This is a genomic window from Chryseobacterium sp. GW821-FHT04C04, from assembly GCF_059420365.1.
The window spans coordinates 382,084-400,770 of sequence record NZ_JBWKTO010000006.1 but is presented as its reverse complement, the minus strand read 5'-3'; the positions used below and the strand labels follow the sequence as shown (position 1 = coordinate 400,770).

At 35.6% G+C, this 18,687-nt stretch carries 20 protein-coding genes; 9 read left to right on the top strand and 11 right to left on the bottom strand.

What is annotated here, in order from left to right; all coding sequences use genetic code 11:
- Positions 1-19 precede the first annotated feature (19 nt).
- Both hemW and murI read left to right on the top strand, forming a co-directional pair.
- Complete coding sequence (hemW, locus tag AC07UM_RS21445; protein WP_494684556.1) at positions 20-1,144, top strand: radical SAM family heme chaperone HemW; 1,125 nt, start codon at positions 20-22, stop codon at positions 1,142-1,144.
- 61 nt (positions 1,145-1,205) lie between these two features.
- Positions 1,206-2,036, top strand: coding sequence for a glutamate racemase (gene murI / locus AC07UM_RS21440; RefSeq protein ID WP_103234324.1), 831 nt, complete (start codon positions 1,206-1,208; stop codon positions 2,034-2,036).
- Between the two features lie 265 nt (positions 2,037-2,301).
- Here the strand turns inward: murI and AC07UM_RS21435 are convergent, their stop codons facing one another.
- Positions 2,302-2,901 carry a nitroreductase family protein gene (locus tag AC07UM_RS21435; RefSeq protein ID WP_494684555.1) on the bottom strand — a complete coding sequence of 200 codons (600 nt, stop codon included), beginning with the start codon at positions 2,899-2,901 and terminating at the stop codon, positions 2,302-2,304.
- 82 nt (positions 2,902-2,983) lie between these two features.
- On the opposite strand from AC07UM_RS21435, the gene AC07UM_RS21430 reads away from it, so the two are divergent.
- Positions 2,984-3,331, top strand: coding sequence for a winged helix-turn-helix transcriptional regulator (locus AC07UM_RS21430; protein ID WP_124530896.1), 348 nt, complete (start codon positions 2,984-2,986; stop codon positions 3,329-3,331).
- On the opposite strand, the gene rsmD is transcribed toward AC07UM_RS21430, so the two are convergent.
- From rsmD to AC07UM_RS21400, 6 genes are all read right to left on the bottom strand, one after another.
- Complete coding sequence (gene rsmD, locus AC07UM_RS21425) at positions 3,328-3,900, bottom strand: 16S rRNA (guanine(966)-N(2))-methyltransferase RsmD (protein ID WP_494684554.1); 573 nt, start codon at positions 3,898-3,900, stop codon at positions 3,328-3,330. The genes AC07UM_RS21430 and rsmD overlap by 4 nt on opposite strands.
- A 79-nt stretch (positions 3,901-3,979) precedes the next feature.
- Entirely contained in the window at positions 3,980-4,696 is a 717-nt protein-coding gene (locus AC07UM_RS21420) for a DUF3822 family protein (protein WP_124530895.1), read from the bottom strand.
- A gap of 18 nt (positions 4,697-4,714) precedes the next feature.
- Positions 4,715-5,209 carry a DUF8465 domain-containing protein gene (locus AC07UM_RS21415; RefSeq protein ID WP_494684553.1) on the bottom strand — a complete coding sequence of 165 codons (495 nt, stop codon included), beginning with the start codon at positions 5,207-5,209 and terminating at the stop codon, positions 4,715-4,717.
- A gap of 101 nt (positions 5,210-5,310) precedes the next feature.
- Positions 5,311-5,808 (bottom strand): metallophosphoesterase family protein, encoded by a 498-nt coding sequence (locus tag AC07UM_RS21410; RefSeq protein ID WP_103234329.1) that lies wholly within the window; start codon positions 5,806-5,808, stop codon positions 5,311-5,313.
- Complete coding sequence (locus AC07UM_RS21405; RefSeq protein WP_494684552.1) at positions 5,808-6,257, bottom strand: hypothetical protein; 450 nt, start codon at positions 6,255-6,257, stop codon at positions 5,808-5,810. The genes AC07UM_RS21410 and AC07UM_RS21405 overlap by 1 nt, the downstream gene beginning before the upstream one ends.
- A gap of 59 nt (positions 6,258-6,316) precedes the next feature.
- Positions 6,317-6,784: a hypothetical protein gene (locus AC07UM_RS21400; protein ID WP_494684551.1), complete on the bottom strand. Its 468-nt coding sequence runs from the start codon at positions 6,782-6,784 to the stop codon at positions 6,317-6,319.
- Positions 6,785-6,882: 98 nt separating this feature from the next.
- Between AC07UM_RS21400 and AC07UM_RS21395 the strand changes: the two genes are divergently transcribed.
- Positions 6,883-8,427, top strand: a complete 1,545-nt coding sequence (locus tag AC07UM_RS21395; protein ID WP_494684550.1) for a serine hydrolase — start codon at positions 6,883-6,885, stop codon at positions 8,425-8,427.
- 281 nt (positions 8,428-8,708) lie between these two features.
- On the opposite strand, the gene AC07UM_RS21390 is transcribed toward AC07UM_RS21395, so the two are convergent.
- Both AC07UM_RS21390 and AC07UM_RS21385 read right to left on the bottom strand, forming a co-directional pair.
- On the bottom strand, positions 8,709-9,599 hold the full coding sequence (locus AC07UM_RS21390; protein WP_494684549.1) for an archaemetzincin: 891 nt from the start codon (positions 9,597-9,599) through the stop codon (positions 8,709-8,711).
- Complete coding sequence (locus AC07UM_RS21385; RefSeq protein WP_494684548.1) at positions 9,580-10,056, bottom strand: SixA phosphatase family protein; 477 nt, start codon at positions 10,054-10,056, stop codon at positions 9,580-9,582. Before AC07UM_RS21385 ends, AC07UM_RS21390 begins: the two co-directional genes overlap by 20 nt.
- Before the next feature lie 115 nt (positions 10,057-10,171).
- On the opposite strand from AC07UM_RS21385, the gene ruvX reads away from it, so the two are divergent.
- The 5 genes from ruvX (at position 10,172) to AC07UM_RS21360 (ending at position 13,821) form a co-directional block, all read left to right on the top strand.
- Entirely contained in the window at positions 10,172-10,588 is a 417-nt protein-coding gene (gene ruvX, locus AC07UM_RS21380) for a Holliday junction resolvase RuvX (RefSeq protein WP_103234334.1), read from the top strand.
- Complete coding sequence (gene def / locus AC07UM_RS21375; protein ID WP_494684547.1) at positions 10,585-11,157, top strand: peptide deformylase; 573 nt, start codon at positions 10,585-10,587, stop codon at positions 11,155-11,157. Before ruvX ends, def begins: the two co-directional genes overlap by 4 nt.
- A gap of 75 nt (positions 11,158-11,232) precedes the next feature.
- A complete protein-coding gene (locus AC07UM_RS21370) occupies positions 11,233-11,790 on the top strand; it encodes a DUF5606 family protein (RefSeq protein ID WP_494684546.1) in 558 nt (185 codons plus the stop codon).
- A gap of 336 nt (positions 11,791-12,126) precedes the next feature.
- The gene (gene mazG / locus AC07UM_RS21365) at positions 12,127-12,894 is read left to right on the top strand and encodes a nucleoside triphosphate pyrophosphohydrolase (protein ID WP_494684545.1); all 768 of its coding nucleotides are present in this window, start codon (positions 12,127-12,129) and stop codon (positions 12,892-12,894) included.
- Positions 12,895-12,948: 54 nt separating this feature from the next.
- The gene (locus tag AC07UM_RS21360) at positions 12,949-13,821 is read left to right on the top strand and encodes a hypothetical protein (RefSeq protein WP_494684544.1); all 873 of its coding nucleotides are present in this window, start codon (positions 12,949-12,951) and stop codon (positions 13,819-13,821) included.
- 90 nt (positions 13,822-13,911) lie between these two features.
- Here AC07UM_RS21360 and AC07UM_RS21355 read toward each other — a convergent pair whose 3' ends face one another.
- Both AC07UM_RS21355 and AC07UM_RS21350 read right to left on the bottom strand, forming a co-directional pair.
- Positions 13,912-14,631 carry a hypothetical protein gene (locus AC07UM_RS21355; protein WP_494684543.1) on the bottom strand — a complete coding sequence of 240 codons (720 nt, stop codon included), beginning with the start codon at positions 14,629-14,631 and terminating at the stop codon, positions 13,912-13,914.
- Positions 14,632-14,958: 327 nt separating this feature from the next.
- A complete protein-coding gene (locus AC07UM_RS21350) occupies positions 14,959-18,675 on the bottom strand; it encodes a metallophosphoesterase (protein WP_494684542.1) in 3,717 nt (1,238 codons plus the stop codon).
- Positions 18,676-18,687: the final 12 nt, after the last annotated feature.

The following is an 18,687-nucleotide window of genomic DNA, read 5'->3' as shown; positions in this document are numbered from 1 at the left end:
AAATTTCAGAGCTTTTTTTATGATATATATTCACATTCCGTTCTGTAAACAAAAATGCAGTTATTGTAATTTTCATTTTTCAACATCCCTGAATTTCAAGGATGAGATGCTTCGTGCGATGAAAACTGAAATATTACTGAGAAAAGATGAGTTACAGAACAGAAACCTGAAATCCCTATATTTTGGAGGGGGAACTCCATCTATTCTTTCAGTGGATGAGATCAGTTCTTTAATAGATGAAGTCTTACGGTATTTCAGTTTTGAGAAAGATATAGAAATTACATTGGAAGCCAATCCCGATGACCTGGATAAAAGTTTTTTAAGACAATTAGCCGGAACTCCTGTGAACAGACTGTCTATTGGTACTCAAAGTTTTTTTGAAGAGGATTTAAAATTAATGAATAGAGCTCACAATGCTTCAGAGGCGGAGAGTTCTATCAAGCGTGCTCAGGACTTTGGATTTGAAAATCTGAGTATTGATCTGATCTACGGTTCTCCTACTTCCAACCTTGAGATTTGGAAAGAAAATTTGCATAAAACAATAGCGCTGGAAGTTCCGCATATTTCTTCATATGCTTTGACAGTAGAACCCAAAACAGCTTTGGAAAACTGGATTTCAAAAGGAAAAGTAAAAAGTCCCAAAGAAGAAGAGCAAAACAGAGAATTTTATTACTTATCAGACTTTTTAAAAGATAATGGTTTTGAACATTATGAAGTGTCCAATTTTGCAAAACCAGGATTTTATTCCCGTCACAATTCTTCTTATTGGAAATATCAGGAATATTTGGGGATAGGACCTTCGGCACACTCTTATAACGGGTTTGATGTCAGAAGCTGGAATGTAGCCAATAACCAGCAATATATCAAAAAGCTTAATGATAAACTGCTGGCCAAGGAAGAAGAAATTCTTTCCCAGGAAGATCAGTTCAATGAAATGATTATGATTGGTCTGCGCACCATTTGGGGAGTTGATCTTATCAGTTTAAAAAACAAATTCTCAGAGAGGATGCTGGAGCATTTTCAGAGAGAAATCAAACCGAAAATAGAAGAAGGTATTTTAATCATTGAAAATGACCATTTAAAAATTCCTGAAAAGCATTGGTTTATGGCTGACGGAATTGCTGCTGATTTGTTTATTGTATAATGCTTGCAGGTATACAAATATGCCATAAAATTCACTATTTTTGTATAAAATTTCAGTTCATTTGAAAACTAAAAAACAAGATTATTCACATCTTTCACCAAGCCAGCCTATCGGTATTTTCGATAGCGGGGTGGGAGGTCTTACCGTTGCCAAAGAAATCAAAAGGCTTCTTCCTAACGAAGACCTGATCTATTTTGGAGATACAAAACACCTTCCTTACGGAGAAAAGTCCAAGGAAGCTATTATTGAATATTCTACAAAAATTACCAATTTTCTGTTGGCACAGAACTGTAAAGCTATTGTAATTGCCTGTAATACGGCGACTGCTAATGCTTTGAATGAAGTGATGCAGTCCGTTGCAGGGAAAGTTCCTGTGATAGACGTTATCAATCCTGTTGCTGAAAAGGTATCTTACGAAATACACAATAATGTAGGGGTTATTGCCACCAAAGCTACTGTGAATTCCGGACTGTATAAAAAGAGTATCCGAAAGCATAATAAATGGATCAAAGTGGATGAACTGGCAACGCCATTGCTTGTTCCTGCTATTGAAGAAGGATTTAAAAACCATCCGATTACCCATGCTATTATTTATAATTATTTAAGTAATAGCAAATTAAAAAATATTGAAACGCTCATTCTGGGCTGTACCCATTATCCTCTTTTGATCGATGAAATCAAACAGTATTACGGAAACAGAGTCCGTGTGATTGATTCCCCGAATATTGTAGCCAATCATCTGAATATTATCCTGGATAAATACCATCTTTTAAATGATAATAATCCCAAACCGAATTATCATTTCTATCTTTCAGATCTTACTAAGAACTTTGAAAAGATCTCTAAGAAGTTCTTCGGAAAAACAATCGATTTAGAATTGAAAGTATTATAGATAAAAAGTCTGCCTCCTATTGAAGCAGACTTTTTTCTTTATTACATTTTGTCATTGCGAAATCATGTGTTTAAGGCACAAAGATTTATTTTTCGATAAAATTTTATGCTTCATTTAGTTCCCAGATTTCACAAATTCCACAGATAATAACGCCTTTAGAATTAAAAGGTAACTAAAAATCTGTGTCTTCTGTGAAATCCGTGGGAAATAATACTTAATTTCGTTCGTGTTTTTTGTGAAAGAGATCGTGAAATTTGTATTTAAATTACGCTTCCACAATTACTTTTTCAGCATTCAGTCTTTTCTTTGGATTAAATTTAGGCTGATTGGCATCTGTTTCATCTCTTTCCCCGATAGCTACGGCAAATAAGGTCTCGTATTTTTCATTACTCAGAACAGTATCATATCCTTCAGGTTCAATTCCTTCCATTGGAGTAGAATCTATTCCCATTGCCGCACAGGCAGACAAAAGTACACCTAAAGACAAATATACCTGATGTCCAAGCCATGATTTTATAGCATCTTCTCCCTTAGGTTTTACCATAGTCCGGTAATAATTAACAGAACCTTCCGGAAGGTTTTCTTCAATTTGCTTTTCAAAGTTTTCTATGTTTTTGATTACCTGAAAGACAATAACATGACTGCTGTCCAGCACTTTTTCTTTATTAAAATAAGATTTGTCGCCCAATTGCTTCTTCATTTCCGGATCATTCACAAAAATAAAATTCCATGGCTGGCTGTTAATAGATGAAGGACTAAGGTTTAAAATCTCTTTCAAAGCTGTAATTTGTTCCTCACTGACTTTTCCCTGTGGGTTATACTTTTTTACAGTATACCTGTTTTTCATTTTGTCTAAAAAATTCATAATTTTATACTATCATTTTTATAGTTACAAAAGTAATTTAAGTTTACTAACTTTGCAATAACGGTAAAAAATGATAGTATAAATGTATACAGTAGATAATAAATCCTACCCATGCTGTACCAGTGTCACCATGAGGTTCATAGGCGGTAAGTGGAAAGCGGTAATCTTACACCACTTAATTGATGGTGCAAAAAGATACAATGAAATAAGAAAGTCTATTCCTACCATTACGGAAAGAACATTGAGTTTACAACTAAAACAATTGGAAGAAGATGGAATTGTAGATAGGAAAGTTTTTACAGAAAAACCACCTTTGGTTGTTGAATATGAATTGACAGATTTTGGAAAAACATTACTTCCTGTTTTGGAAGCGATTACGAAATGGGGTATAGAAGCTCCTGTTATCTCAAAAAAAATAATCAGGAATTAAAGTTCCTGATTATTTTCTTTATTGGGTTCAAAAAAACTGAAACTCACGTTTCCGTATTTTCGGGTATCTACTAAATTGGGATGATCCAGTTTCATACGGCTTTGGTGCTCTACAATAAGAACTCCGTTTTCTTTTAAATATTTATTGTTTAAAACAAGAGAAATCAGTTCATAGTACTTTTTCTCTTCCATTTCAAAAGGAGCATCGGAGAAGACAATCTCAAATGATTTTTTATTTCTGAATTTTTTAAGCCAGTCAAACACATCATCTCTTTGTACATTGATCTGAAGTGACATACCAAGCTCAGAAGCGGTAGAATTGATGAAAGATGTGTGTTTCGGATTCATTTCCACGGAAGTTACACTCTGGCAGCCTCTGGAACCGAATTCGAAGGTAATAGAGCCGATTCCTGCAAAAAGATCAAGGACAGCAATAGACTGCATGTCATATTTATTTTCCAGGATACTGAATAAAGCTTCTTTAGCAAAATCAGTTGTAGGCCTAACGTCAAAGTTTTTAGGAGCTGCAATTTTTTTAGCTTTCCATTTTCCTGATATTATTCTGAACATATTGTTGTTTAGGTTTTAGGTAATAGATCATAGGTGGCAGGTGATTGTATTCTAATCATTGTTACCTGCTGTCTGCAACCTAATTAAGTATAAAATTCTTGTTGGGAATATTGTCAAAAACGATTTTCAGGTTCTTAACAAATTTCTGAAGTTCGGAAATAAATGTTTCATTTTCCGTAGTTTCTCCATAAGCATAAAAGCTGGTTTCATTGATTCCGAAACCTATTTTACTTAATGTAAACATGATGAAGTAAAGAAAATCTACTTCTGAGTTTACATCCAGATTATTATAAAGAATGATCTTTTTATTGTCAATGGCAAAAAACTCACATTGGTTATGATAAAGGTTAATGTGGATTTCCTTATTGGTTTTATTATTGATCGAACTTAGGAACTTTTCTCCGGAGAAATTGAAATGGACAGGTATTGCCAATTCTTTTATTTTCTTATAATAGTTTTTCGGGAAAGTATAATAAAACTGAATGTTGAATTTTTTGTTGATAGAAAGCATCAGTTCCTCTTTCTCTCTGTCTGTGGGAGCGTTGAAGGCAATCAGATCAAATCCTGCATCATGCTCGGAAAAACCTTCCGGCATCAACGTAAAATGATTAAATGCCGAAATGATATGGATTTCGTCATAGCGCTGCTTAATAAGAACTTCGTCCAGCTTTTGCTCAATAAGATTGGCTGGTGTCTCTTCAGTAACGAAATAAGACTTTTCCTCCAGAATGTTTTTGTTTTTAACAATCTGGCAGATCAATCCGTCTTTGGTAAAAAGTAAATTAAGTACGTTCATATTTCAATTGCTGCAAATTTAGTGAAATTCTACCATTACCGCACCCGATTGATGGTGAAGTATTTCCTTATTATAAAAATCAATATTGACCTGGCTTTCCAATACATCGTGAACCATCCTTTGCAAAATCCCATCACCTATGCCGTGAACAATTTCCAGTCTCTTCAGATTATTTTTCCTGCAAAACTGAATTACTTCAATCAGTTTTTCCTTTTGAATAAACAATCTTTCAAAGCTGTCATAGTCATTTGGATTCTTTACCAAATTATGAAAATGCAGGTCTACAACCAAATGATTTTTCTGATGTTTTTTAGAAATATTTTTTTGGGGCTCAGGTTTTTTCACCACTCTGATATTTTCATAAAGATCAGCATCTTTTGGAACTAATTTTTCTTTTGCATACTGATGGGTGAAGCCATATTCGTCTTTAAAAACCACAATATTTCCCCTCACGGAAGTTACAACTCCGCTTAGATTTTCATCTACCACCGAAACCTTATCGCCAATCTTCATAATTTTTAAGACTTGTCTGAATCTATTATTGTGCAAAGGTAAAAAGTAAAATGTATTGAAAACAAACTCCTTCATTCTCAAACCCTCTTACCCCTTACTTATCACACTCTCGGTCCGAGTTCTATAATTTCAAGATCTTTGATCTCTTCACCGTCCACCACAAAGCGCATCATGGTTCTTACCTTATGCCAGCCCTGTTTTCCACAAGCTCCGGGGTTAAGGTGCAGCAGACTGTTTTTCTGATCATACATCGCTTTCAAAATGTGTGAATGCCCTGAAATAAATAATTTCGGAGCTTTCTCGGCTATTTCTTTTTTGGTGAGTGGAGTATATTTTCCGGGATAACCTCCAATATGAATCATCAACACTTCCAGATTTTCACAAAAGAAACGATTCACTTCCGGAAATTCAGCCTGGATTTGAGCGTTATCAATATTTCCATAAACTCCCCTCAGAGGTTTTATCTTTTCCAGCTGTTCAATCACCTCTAGACTTCCGAAATCTCCACAATGCCAGACTTCATCAGCCTGAGAAGCATATTCTAAGATCCGGTCATCAATATAAGAATGGGAATCGGAAAGGAGAAGGATTTTTGTCATTATCTAAGGGTTCTTTCAGTAATATTTTCGTGGTACTTATCTTTGAATACCGCTACACGGTCAGGATTAATTTCACCGTCATGATTGATCACTCTTTCTTTCAATAACCATTTTATGAGTTTTTCCATTCCTTTTTTGGAATTCATAAAATTGGCAATTTTGGCTATATCAGTAGATTCTACTTTTATTTTTTCAGTGAGAAAGTTCAGAATAAAATAATCATCACTTACATACCTTGGCGTTTCATTGTCCATATATCGGTAAAGAAGAACTTCCTCGTCATCTTTCATGGAGAAAAATGAATATTGGGCTACATTGATCTTTTCAGCTTTCAGGATCTGTTTTCCATCCAGTAAAACTTTATCGTCTTTGATGGTAACGTCCTGAGAAAAGTATAAATTACAGCTTATCATCAATAAGAAGAAAGCCCATAATCTGTTTACTGCCATTTTTACTATTTTTTTAAGATTGCAAATATAAACAAGCTTTCATAAACTGAGTCGGGATCTTAGTCAGTAATATTTTTTGTTTTCCTGATAGAGTCCAGTTTCTTTTCTATAGCTGCACTGAAAACCTTTTTTAATTTCAGTTGATTTTCTGTAAGCTTTGAAATCACAAAAGTACCGGTCATATTGGTATTGGAGGGAAATACTAAAGTCACAGTAGAATCTGAAACTTTTTTCCAGTTCCCGATGTAACGGTCTGGTTTTTCATTTTTTTTGGTAACAGGTTCCTCCAAAGTATCGTATCTTAATGTAGATTTAATCAGATTTCCCGTGATTTTCCCATTTTTCTGAAATCTGATTCCTTCTCTTCTTGCTTCAAAGCCATCCTGCTTTTCATACGTATAGATATAAGTGTCCATTTTACTGAGATTCCAGGTTTGTAGAAGTAAAGGATTGGAAGTTCTGTCCTGGGCTTTAATACCACTGACTGCGAAAAGAAAGAAAATACAGATACAAATAGGCTTTTTCATGAATACAACTGGTTTATCGGTAAAATAAGTAAAGTTTTAGCATTGCTAAAATGAGCATCGCTTAATATTTAGTAAATTTGAGAAAATTAAAATAAACAATGAAACAGAAACTTTCTTTTTTCATTTTTCTCTTGACCGTAGGATTGGCCAATGCACAGGTTGAAGAAAAAAAGCTGGATGAACTGATCCAAAATACCCTGAAAACCTTTGATGTACCAGGAATGTCCGTAGGAATTGTAAAAGATGGTAAAATGATCTATTCTAAAGGCTTTGGAGTACGTTCTCTTACCTCCAAACAGCCTATGGATGACAATACACTGGTGGGCATTGCTTCCAATTCTAAAGGTTTTACATGTACGGCATTAGCAATCTTAGCAGATGAAGGAAAACTGAACTGGGATGATAAAGTTTCAAAATATATTCCTGAGTTTCAAATGTACGATCCGTACGTTTCCCAAAATGTAACGATAAAAGATCTTATCACACACAGAGCCGGATTGGGGCTTGGACAGGGAGATCTTATGTTTTTCCCGGAAGGAGGAAACTTAACGGTTAATGATATTGTTCGTAATGTACGATATCTAAAACCGGAAAACCCGTTCAGAACAAAATTAGATTATAACAATGTTATGTTTATTGTTGCCGGAGAAGTGATTCACAGAGTTTCAGGATTAAGCTGGGCAGAATTTATTGAGCAGAGAATTATGAAACCCGTAGGGATGACTTCAAGCTTTGGAAGCTACAACAGAGCAAAAGCAACAACCAATAAAATTGATGCGCATGCTCCTGTAGATGGAAAAGCCATTGCTGTTCCCCACGACTGGAATGAGACAGCCAATGCTGCAGGTGGAATTATAAGTAACATTAAAGATATGACGACTTGGGCAGAATGTCTTTTAAATAATTTTACCACGAAAGATGGCAAAAAATTGGTTTCTGATAAGAATGTTCAACAACTTTGGAGCCTGCAGATTCCAGATAGGGTAGCTGCGAAAAATCCATATGATACAAGTTTTTATGGATATGGTTTAGGGTGGTTCCTAAGCGATGTTAAAGGGCACAAGCAGGTACAGCATACAGGAGGATTGATCGGAACGGTTACACAGTTTACTTTAATTCCGGATATGAAACTGGGAATTGTCGTATTGACGAATCAACAGTCCGGAGCGGCTTTCAATACCATTACCAATACCGTGAAAGATTCTTACCTTGGAGTAGCAGACAGAAACTGGCTGAAAACATATGGTGACAGAATGTCTAAAATGGAGACTGAATTCGACAAACAGAAGAAAGATGCTTTTGCAAAATCTGAAGCATTTAAAAAAGAAAAATCTCTTCAGCCGAAGGCAGAACAGTTTACAGGAACATATAATGATGTTTGGTTTGGCGATGTTGAAATTGCACAACAGGGAAATACGTATAGAATTTCATGTAAAAATTCTCCAAGATTAAAAGGAGAATTGCTTCCCTATTCCAACAATTCTTTTATTATCAAATGGGATGACAGAAGCTATGATGCAGATGCCTACATTATTTTCAGTTATGATGAAAACGGAAAGGCAGAATCTGCAAAGCTGAAAGCGATTTCTGATGTGACAGATTTCAGTTTTGATTTTGATGATCTGGATTTGAAGAAAAAATAAAAGATAAAATCGTAGAAAAATATTCAAAAGAGCGGGCTTTGGTCCGTTCTTTTTTGTTTGTTAACCACGAATGCCACTAATTTATTCACAGATACCACTAATTTTAATAATAATTGAAAAATTAGAACTGATAGAATTCAATGGGAATGGGCTTTAACCCGTTTTTTTCATGTTTACAGGGATAATGGCTTTAGCCGAAACTTAACCACCCCGTCAAAAAATAAATTTTTTGCCACCCCTCCAGAGGAGGGGAATGTGAAGTATGTAAAAGAAATTATGGTTTACTGTAAAAGGTTCAGATCCTGATTTACTAAAGTAAGCTCAGTATTAAGGTGTTGTTTTTCAAAGAAGTTTTTTAGTTCAAGAAGTCTTTTTTTATTGTCATAATAAATGCTTGAATTCAGTTTCCTTTGACACAATGAGCAAGCTCTTGCAAGGTGATAATCCGTTTCCGGTAATGAATTGGTTCCGTTCATCACACAATTGGCATTGAGGCAATGGCTGATCCCGAACATATGCCCAATTTCGTGTGAACTGATTTTTATTAATCTAAGAAGACTCTCATTGAAATTAGAATCTGTTAATTGACCGCCAGCAAATCTGTATATGGAGGTTACTCCTACGCCATCCTCATAGGAAGCCAGTCCGAAAACGTAGTTCCATTCCGGTTTTGGGAAAAGATCTTTTTCTGTAATTCCCATTACTACTACAGCATCTTTAGGCTTTCTTTTGATCAGAATACTGTCCAGTACATAGCCTGCCAGAATTTGTTCATTTCCTTCCTTTGAAACTCTTTTAACTGTTGCAGGAATAATACTATTGGATACAACAGGAAGTATTTTTGTTTCCAGCTGAAAATATGTTTTTAAATATTCTTTTGTGAGTGCTATTTCTTTTTTCTGAATTTCGTCAAATGTTCCGATAGGCTGAAGATAAATGATATTTTTTCCGGGCTCGGATTTTATTTTTTTTAATTTCTGAAAATCTTCAAACGTCTGGAAATGTTCATCATGATTGTACCGCCAGCTTCCAGGTTTGATAGAAGGAAGCTTTATGTCATTCAGTGCAACAGACTCATAGTAAGTTTTCTTCTGTTTCTGACACGAGAAAAGAAGGATAATGATGGTGACATAAAAAAATAAGAAAGTAAAGTTATATTTTCCCAGGCTCATAAAAGAACAGTAATTTCTTTTTGGCGCCATCAAATTCGGACCAGGATTCACAGTCTATTTCAAAACCGGCCACTCCACAGGTGGGAAAATGGAAAATATCTTCAGAGATGGAATTGGCAAAATTGGAAATTCCATTGTTGTGGGAGAAGAAAGCAACCGAATTCAGGTTGTCATCCAGATCATAAATTACAGATTCAAAGCTTCTTTCCGAAGGATTATACAATTTTTCATCAGTAGAACAGTTCAACTGATAGGCTTGATTAAAAATTTTACAGGTATTCAGTGCACGTACCGCGGGGCTGGACACAAAATGATCAATGGAAATACTGTTGCTTTTCAGAAATCTGGACATGTGCATAGCATCCTCCAAACCTTTGTCTGCTAAAGGTCTGTCAAAGTCCTCTGTTTCCTCCGGCCAGTCGCTTTTTGCATGTCTTACGAGGATGAGTTTCTTCATATAATTGTTTTTTGGAAGATTAAAATTATAAAAAAAATAATGGAATAAAACATGATTTATATAAAAAAACTGCGTTATGAATAAAATCAGTAAATTTTACTAAATTTGCAGTCTTATGGGACAAATCCTTGCAATAGATTACGGAAAGGCTCGTTGTGGCATCGCTGCAACAGATGATATGCAGATTATAGCCAGTGGGCTGGAGACTGTAGAAAACCGTTCTTTAATGGAATTTTTGAAAAAATATTTCAATGAAAATAAGGTAGATGAAGTAGTGGTTGGGCTTCCCATAGATTTGAAAGGAAATGTTTCAGAAGTAGAAACTGATATTTTAAAATTCATAGAAGAATTTAAAAAAGAATTTTCGGATATTGCGGTTCACCGTTTTGATGAAAGATTTACATCCAAAATGGCTTCATTTTTTATTTCCCAAAGTGGAAAAAGCAAAAAAAAGAGGCAGGAAAAGGGATTAATAGATAAAGTAAGTGCAACGATCATATTGCAGAATTTTTTAGAACAAAGATTAAGATGATTTTACCGATAAGAGCTTTTGGGGATCCTGTTTTGAGAAAAGTAGGAAAAAATATAGACAAAGACTATCCCGAATTACAAGAATTGATAGATAACATGTTCGAAACGATGTACAGCGCAAATGGCATAGGTCTTGCAGCGCCTCAGATCGGTTTGGATCTCCGTCTGTTTGTAATAGATGTAACGCCTCTTGCAGATGATGAGGATTATGAAGATATTAAAGATGAGTTGGCAGACTTCAGAAAAGTGTTCATCAATGCGCAGATTCTTGAAGAATCAGGTGAAGAATGGAAGTTCAATGAAGGTTGTCTTTCTATTCCGGATGTGAGAGAAGATGTGAAAAGAAAAGGAACAATCGTTATCGAATATTATGACGAAAATTTTGTGAAACATACAGAAACTTTTTCCGATATTAGAGCCCGCGTAATTCAACATGAATATGACCATATTGAAGGCGTTCTGTTTACCGACCACCTGAGTGCTTTGAAGAAAAAACTGGTAAAAGGTAAGCTGACAAAAATCTCTCAAGGTGAAGTGAGCATCGGTTACAAAATGAGATTTCCAAAATAATTTAAACGAGGATTAAAAAAAATAATAAAAAGCAAAAAGCTAGTGCTGATTGCAGAATTTACAAAAAATAAAATTATGCTGTTAGAAAAAATAATTTCAATTTCTGGAAAACCAGGACTTTTCAAATTAGTTTCTCAATTAAGAAACGGATTCATCATTGAAGATGTTACCAACAAGAAAAAAGTAAGCATTGGAAACTCAAGCCAGGTAAGTTTATTGGACAATATTGCCATGTTTACATTTGAGAAAGAAGTTCCTTTGTTTGAAGTATTTGAAAATATTGCTAAAAACAACGACTATAAGGAAACGATCTCTCACAAATCTTCTGATGCAGAGTTGAAAGACTTTATGCTGGTATCTCTTCCAAACTATGATACAGAAAGAGTATACTCTTCTGATATTAAGAAACTGGCTCAGTGGTACAATATCCTTCATAAAGCTGGATATATCACTCCTGATAGCTTTGTAAAAGCAGAACCTGAAACTTTGGACGGAGAGCCTGCTGAAGAAGTAAGCATTGAAAAAGAAGCTAAGAAAGCTGCTCCAAAAGCAGAAAAGCCAGCTGCTCCAAAAGTAAAAGCTACTTCAGCTGCAAAATCAGCTCCTAAAAGTACACACAGAAAACAAGGATAATTCATTCAATTTGAATTAAAATATAAAGCCTTGTCTGGAAGTTCCGGACAAGGCTTTTTGTTTACTATTGGGTAGCAGGAGAGTAGATATTAGGTAGCAGGGATTAGGGATTAGGGATTAGGGATTAGGGATTAGGGATTAGGGAATTTTCTACTAAGTTCAAATTTCGTCCGTATCTTTAAACATTAAACCTGTAACATCGCACCTCGAATCTGACCAGCCCCGCAACCCATATCTCGCATCCTACCCTCCGAAACTCCCAACTTTCATTCTCAATCTCTACCACAGACCCAAAATATCCCTTACATTTGTATAAGATTGAATTTCCCATTACTTATGAATACGAAACAAGAGAAACTAGAAGCCTTTAGCAGATTATTGGACATCATGGATGATTTGCGTGAAAAATGCCCATGGGACCAGAAACAGACGCTTCAGTCACTTCGCCATCTTACCCTTGAAGAAACCTATGAACTTTCAGATGCTATTTTGCAGGACGATTTACATGAAATAAAGAAAGAGCTGGGAGATGTGCTGCTTCATTTGGTTTTTTATGCTAAAATCGGTTCAGAAAAAGAAAGTTTTGACATAGCAGATGTTATCAATTCTCTTAATGAAAAGCTGATCTTCCGCCATCCTCATATCTACGGAAATACTGTTGTGAAAGACGAAGAAGAGGTGAAACAGAACTGGGAGAAATTAAAATTAAAAGAAGGAAATAAATCTATCTTAGGAGGAGTTCCAAAAAGTTTACCGAGTCTGGTAAAAGCCTACAGAATTCAGGACAAAGTGAAAGGTATCGGGTTTGAATTTCACGATGCGGAAGATGCCTGGAAAAAAGTAGATGAAGAAATTCAGGAGTTTCATGCAGAGACGGATCTGGTTAAAAAAGAACAGGAATTGGGTGATGTGTTTTTCTCGCTGATCAATTATGCAAGAATTTCAGGAATCAATCCAGATTCTGCTTTGGAGAGAACCAATCTAAAGTTTATTTCAAGATTCCAAAAGATGGAAGGACTTGCTGAGGAGCAGAATTTAAAGCTTGCAGATATGTCTTTGGAAGAAATGGATGTCCTTTGGGAAAAGGCAAAAAAACTTTCGTAATTCCTGATTGGAACAATTAATGCTTCTTATGTTCAGTTAAAAAAAATAAAAAATATGTTACGCTTGCTTATTCTACCTGCTTTGTTTTTATTGAGCTGCAATCCAAAAGCTCAGAATTCCCCTACTAATGGGGACGAACTAAAAATACAGTTTTCCTTACCCAAAAAGTTGAAGGAAGTTTCCGGAATTACTTTGTCAAAAGATAAAAAGACTATTTGGATGATAGAAGATAGAGGGAATAAAAATGCAATATATGGTGTGAACGATAAAGGAGAGATGCTGGCAAAAATACCGGTAGAAAATACTGAAAATACAGATTGGGAAGACATTATATCCGATTCTGAAGGCAATGTTTATATTGGAGATTTCGGGAATAATGATAATGACAGACAGGACCTGGCCATTTTAAAAACAGATTTGAAAGATAGTAAACAAACGGCCACAAAAGTTGTTCAGACTACAAAATTCCATTATCAGGGGCAGACGGAGTTTCCGCCGAAAAAATCAAACCTGTTGTATGACTGTGAAGCTTTTGTAGAAATGAATGGGAACTTTTACTTATTCACCAAAAACAGAAGCAAAGGTTTTGACGGTACTTTTCTGGTATTCCAGGTGCCTAATAAAGAAGGAGATTTTGAAGCAAAGCTAATAGGAACCTTAAAACTTGAAGGAGGCTATAATGATGCAGCGATTACATCAGCTACCATCAATAGTACGAAAGATAAAATTGTATTGCTGACGCACAAAAATGTACATGTTCTTACCGGATTTACTGCCGATAATTTCAGTACTGCAAAAATTCAAAAAATTCCTTTACATCATAATTCTCAGAAGGAAGCCATTGTTTTTCTTAATGATAAAACATTAATGATCGCGGATGAGAAAGGGAAAAATGAAGGAGGAAATGTGTATACTTTTTCTTTTTAAAGAACAAAATTTAATAAAATTGAAAATCCACAGATTTACTCTGTGGATTTTTTAAATATATGAATGTAATTGAAGTGATTGAAATGTTGATTACGGTGTAAGATATGATATGTGAATATTACCGCTGGATAATCGGAAATCCTGGGTATAACGGCAGCGTATTCTGAATGTCTCCCCTGTACTGAAGAAATTGATGGATGATAGATTATGATTCAATCCCGTAGTGCGTTCTCCATGTCCTGTAGAGATTCCGGCTAGCGTTGTGACGGTCGGAGAAACTTTCTGAATGTAAGAATTAGCTGTTCCTGCAGTCTGTCCTGCAGGATTTAAATTAAGGTCATAGGTCGCATAGGGAACAATATTATAAAACCCGGGTTTTACTACCGTGAAAAGACCTGTTGTAGAATTATAAGTCAAATAAGCAGTGTCAATCTTATTGCTTACATTAAAGATATAGGTTTGTGAGTAACTTTCATGAGTATTGACGGGTGTAGAGTGGGTTCCGGTGTAACTGCCACTTGTTGGATTGATATCCGTTTTATTTCCAACATAGACTACCTTTAAGAAGTTTTCAGATTCAATAGTTTTCCAAACCGGAGTATTTCCTGTTCCATTTGACATTAAAAACTCTCCTTTGTTTCCTGAATTTCCCCTTGTCTTATCATCTCCACCCACATTCAGGTCTTTTACTACTTGGAGGGAACCGTTGACATGTAAAGTATTTTGTGGTGTAGCAGTTTTTATCCCTATCTGTGCATTCAGACTTATGGACATGGCTAATAACACCATGTATAATAGCTTATTTTTCATTCAATTGTTGGTTTTTTGTTTTGTGGGGACAAATATAAAATGTTTTTAAAATGTCTGTTTTTTAGGGAATTAACAAACATATTGTGCTATCTGTATATTTTGACTATATAGCTGAAAATATGGCCTTTATCTAAAGGCCATATTTGTTTTATTGATGAAAAATGTGAGCTGAAAATTGGAATTATTAAATTTAATTTAAATTGATAATTTTTTAGATATACAATTTTTATTAATTTAATATATTGGCTATTAGTTATTTACTGTTGTTTCTGAATTGTTTTTTTGATATGGAAAAATTAGAGTTATTTTCTTCTTTCCCGATAGGATTTAAAACTTCATTCCTACTCCCGCAGAAACCCTTCCGCCATCTGAACCATAGAAGTAATTCAGCCTTGCGGACACCATTTCTACGATACTCAGCCAAACCCCAGCACCTGCAGATTGATGCCATTTTCTGGAATTTTCACCGTCATTCCATACACGGCCGACATCATACCCAATAAGGATTCCCATGTTAGCTGGAGCAATATTATTTCTTACCCTTCCGAAATCCCAGCGAATTTCCGAGTTATTAATAAAGTATGATCTTCCGGAGAATCTTTCGTTTCTGAAAGCCCTCATACCATTATTGCCACCAATAGTTGCCGCCTGATAAAATTCAAAATTATTATTATTGATCCACATGACATTGCTGGAGTTTGCAAATACAAATTTTCCTTTTTTATCTATTCTATGATCAACAGCAAGTTTTCCTTTTACAGTCACGAAATTTTTATTAAAATCAGAAAGAGTCGCTTTCCAGTCGGCATTAACCATGAATTCCAGCCCAAGAGTTGGGAAGGCTGCATTATCAGCATTTTTATAGCCAAAAGTATAATTGGCTCCTACAAACTGCTGGCTGTTAAATACCCCCGGTCTTACGTCCGGTGACTGGTTGATGAAACGATCGGCTTTTCTTTGTACTTTATTATCCTCAAAAGTCAATTGAAACTGATGGCTGAGATTCATCCAGCTCTTCTGAGAGATGGAAGGAGCAAAGTTGAACTTAGAAATTCTGGCCCTGTTGTATTCTCTTTCCGTATCTTCTTTGTCGTACTCGCTTTCATTGGAAAGCCCAAAGAAGTTTTGAGAAAATCTTGGCGTTGTATAAAATGCATCCAGATTGATATCCCACCCTGAGATCGCTTTTTTGAACACTCCTTTATATGTAAGACTGAATCCTGCTGTAGCCGTATAAAAATTGGCTTTTAAGCTGTGTCTTTGAGTAAAAGGATCACGGATAAAATTATTAACGGTATAATTAGCCAAAACTCCTACAATGACACCATCATCAGGGTTGTAGTCTAAATTGGGATAACCGGCAACGGAATTATATTTCGGGTGCTTGTAATTATAGCTGTTGATATCATAATCATCTGTAATATTTTTGGTAGCGTTTCCGGAATTGTAAGTGTTTTTTTGAGATTTAAAATCGTAAATCTTCACTTTTCTTCCATCTGCAACGTTGTAGGTATCATGATTATACCCACCGATCAGTCTGATCGTCATTTTAGGACTTCCGGTTCCGTTTACTTCATAGATATCATCATCTTCCAGCCCGTAGATCCACAGTTCTTTTGTTTTTGAATCGTGATAGGTCTTTTCAAAAACAAGCTCATTCTTATCCTTATTCTTACCCAGTTTATATTGCTGTACAAGAACAGAATGTCCGTTTTTGGTGATGACAAATTTATCAGGATTTACAGTGCCTGCCAGAGGAACTTTTTTCTGCAATACATCATAATACTGAGTCGCATAGCTCTGGAGTTTTGTTTTTCTTATTTTCAGTTTTCGCTGGATTTCAGCGATGGTATCATCCTGTACTTCTTTCGGAAGGTTATGGAAAGCATCATCAATATCCGCATCGGTAAGATGCTCCTGAATATATTTTGCCTGCGTTTCCCATTCCTCTTGGTCAGCCCCTTTTAAGAATACCAAGTCCATTGGATAGGGTTCCATAGCCAGCCATTTTACACTGCTGATGTCTTCTGTAAAGGTTTTCATATGGCGGATGGCCGGAACATTCATAATCACTTTAAATGCAGCCCCATCATATCTACTGAAGGCCTGATCTCTGTCTTTAGGAATAGGTTTATAGACAACTTTGTCGCCCACTTCATATTCTGCCCATTTCCACTGATCTGAGTGTCTGTCCCAGTCACCGATAAGCATATCAAATAATCTTGCTCTGATGTAAGATTCTCTGTCAACAGAATATTTATTGCTTTTGTTGAGGTTTTTCAATACATCATCTGTGGAAACGATATCTTTTGCATTGCCGAGATAGGCCAATGTTTTCGGATCAGAAGAAAAACGCTCTTCAATCATGTACATTTCATCTCCATAGTTCTCGTTATATCTCCCCAAAGCATGCTGTTTTGGGATATAATACAATTTGGGATTACTGTGCAGAATATTCAGTTTTTCTGACATATTCCCAATGGTAAACGGAGTAAAAGGATGGTTGGTCGTATAAAAATCAAGCAGGAATTTTTCAGGGAAAGTATCTGCAAGCTCCTCTCCTAATGTACTTTTTTGGAAAGCCATATTATTAAGAAAACGAATAGCACTTTTTTTCACGCCACGCATCACAAACTCCTGTCCGTCTGCTGATTTTAATCGTAAACTGTTGGATTGGTTTCCTCCTCCTTCTCTGAAAGGAATATATCCTCCGTTCAACTCTGAAAGGTTGGCTGTTGGAGCTTCAATCGGAATTCCATAATACCTTCTGTAATGGTCTCCCCAAAGCCAGCGGTAAAATTTCCTTTTTTCGGTAAGCTGTACCGGATAAATGGTTGAAGAGAATGTTGCCGGAAAAGAATTTGGGAAATTATTGACAAATGCATCCGGTTTGGAAATGACTGAAATATGAGTCAGTTTTTTAAGCTGTGACTCTTTTGTTGAAAAATACTCAATATCTGTACTTTCGTCTTTTCTGAAATTTAAAACTGCAAAACCACTTCCACCGTAAGAGAAGTCAGTTTTTTCAACAATGGTAGAAGGATCTGTTTTAGAGCCTGCACCACTGATGATCTGTCTGAAGTTTCCGTCTTCGTGATATTGAAGATTATGATCATGTCCGGAAACGAAAATAATGTTTTCTTTATCCTGAACGATACTCTTCAGTCTGTTAGCCAGGTCTGCATAATGCTGGTTATTAATATCTTCAGGACTCGCTCCGGAGGAACTCCTTAGTATATTGATGACACTTGCAACGACAGGAACAGGTATCTTACTTTTTAAAGGGAAAAGATGAGATTTCGCAGAGTTAAAGCCTGCATGCGTTCCACTGCTGATAATAGGGTGGTGTAAAGCTACAATGATTTTTTTACCCTGATTTTTAATGATAAGATCTTTAAACTCGGTAAAGAAATCTTCGCGGGTTTTAATATTACAGTTTTTATTGATTCCCGGATAATTGTCCCAGTTGGCAATCACCCATTCAGAATCAATGGCAATGAGTTTGATGTCTTTGGATAGGTTGATATCGTCAATTGGGCATCCGTTTTTAGGGAGGAATGCTTTTTTATCATCCAGATATTTTTTTACCAGTCCTTCCTGGGTATTCAATCCTTCCAATCCGTTGTACCAGTCGTGATTTCCGGGAATGACTAATGTTTTTCCTTTGAAGTTTTTAGTGATGGCAAGCTGATTTTCCAGTTTTTCTTTAGCTGAAGCATACTCTTTATCTGTTTCTTTGGGCATTCCGTTAGGATAGATATTATCTCCCAGAAAGATCAGCATAGAGTTGCTGTCGGCAGAGTCCAGTTTACTTTTTAGTAAATTCAGAGTTTTTTGTGCCTGAGGTTCATCTGCATTCCCAGCATCTCCAATCAGAAAAACTTTAAAATCATTTTCAGATTTTATTTCAGAATCTTTTACTTCAAATAAGTTTTTGCCCTTTTGCACGTTATAGGTAGCACAGGAATAAAGGGCTCCTGCGGACATTACTGTTCGAAGAACAATAGAAGTATTTTTTAGATGAGTTTTAAAGGATAAATTCATAAATTTACATTA

Bases quoted from the DNA above. Each gene is read 5' to 3' on its own strand.
- ruvX (WP_103234334.1), top strand. From the start codon at position 10,172: ATGGGACAAATCCTTGCAATAGATTACGGAAAGGCTCGTTGTGGCATC.
- def (WP_494684547.1), top strand. From the start codon at position 10,585: ATGATTTTACCGATAAGAGCTTTTGGGGATCCTGTTTTGAGAAAAGTA.
- AC07UM_RS21400 (WP_494684551.1), bottom strand. From the start codon at position 6,784: ATGAAAAAGCCTATTTGTATCTGTATTTTCTTTCTTTTCGCAGTCAGT.
- AC07UM_RS21420 (WP_124530895.1), bottom strand. From the start codon at position 4,696: ATGAACGTACTTAATTTACTTTTTACCAAAGACGGATTGATCTGCCAG.
- hemW (WP_494684556.1), top strand. From the start codon at position 20: ATGATATATATTCACATTCCGTTCTGTAAACAAAAATGCAGTTATTGT.
- AC07UM_RS21430 (WP_124530896.1), top strand. From the start codon at position 2,984: ATGTATACAGTAGATAATAAATCCTACCCATGCTGTACCAGTGTCACC.
- AC07UM_RS21410 (WP_103234329.1), bottom strand. From the start codon at position 5,808: ATGACAAAAATCCTTCTCCTTTCCGATTCCCATTCTTATATTGATGAC.
- AC07UM_RS21435 (WP_494684555.1), bottom strand. From the start codon at position 2,901: ATGAATTTTTTAGACAAAATGAAAAACAGGTATACTGTAAAAAAGTAT.
- AC07UM_RS21390 (WP_494684549.1), bottom strand. From the start codon at position 9,599: ATGAGCCTGGGAAAATATAACTTTACTTTCTTATTTTTTTATGTCACC.
- AC07UM_RS21405 (WP_494684552.1), bottom strand. From the start codon at position 6,257: ATGGCAGTAAACAGATTATGGGCTTTCTTCTTATTGATGATAAGCTGT.
- AC07UM_RS21415 (WP_494684553.1), bottom strand. From the start codon at position 5,209: ATGAAGATTGGCGATAAGGTTTCGGTGGTAGATGAAAATCTAAGCGGA.
- AC07UM_RS21350 (WP_494684542.1), bottom strand. From the start codon at position 18,675: ATGAATTTATCCTTTAAAACTCATCTAAAAAATACTTCTATTGTTCTT.
- AC07UM_RS21360 (WP_494684544.1), top strand. From the start codon at position 12,949: ATGTTACGCTTGCTTATTCTACCTGCTTTGTTTTTATTGAGCTGCAAT.
- AC07UM_RS21370 (WP_494684546.1), top strand. From the start codon at position 11,233: ATGCTGTTAGAAAAAATAATTTCAATTTCTGGAAAACCAGGACTTTTC.
- rsmD (WP_494684554.1), bottom strand. From the start codon at position 3,900: ATGTTCAGAATAATATCAGGAAAATGGAAAGCTAAAAAAATTGCAGCT.
- AC07UM_RS21355 (WP_494684543.1), bottom strand. From the start codon at position 14,631: ATGAAAAATAAGCTATTATACATGGTGTTATTAGCCATGTCCATAAGT.
- AC07UM_RS21385 (WP_494684548.1), bottom strand. From the start codon at position 10,056: ATGAAGAAACTCATCCTCGTAAGACATGCAAAAAGCGACTGGCCGGAG.
- AC07UM_RS21395 (WP_494684550.1), top strand. From the start codon at position 6,883: ATGAAACAGAAACTTTCTTTTTTCATTTTTCTCTTGACCGTAGGATTG.
- mazG (WP_494684545.1), top strand. From the start codon at position 12,127: ATGAATACGAAACAAGAGAAACTAGAAGCCTTTAGCAGATTATTGGAC.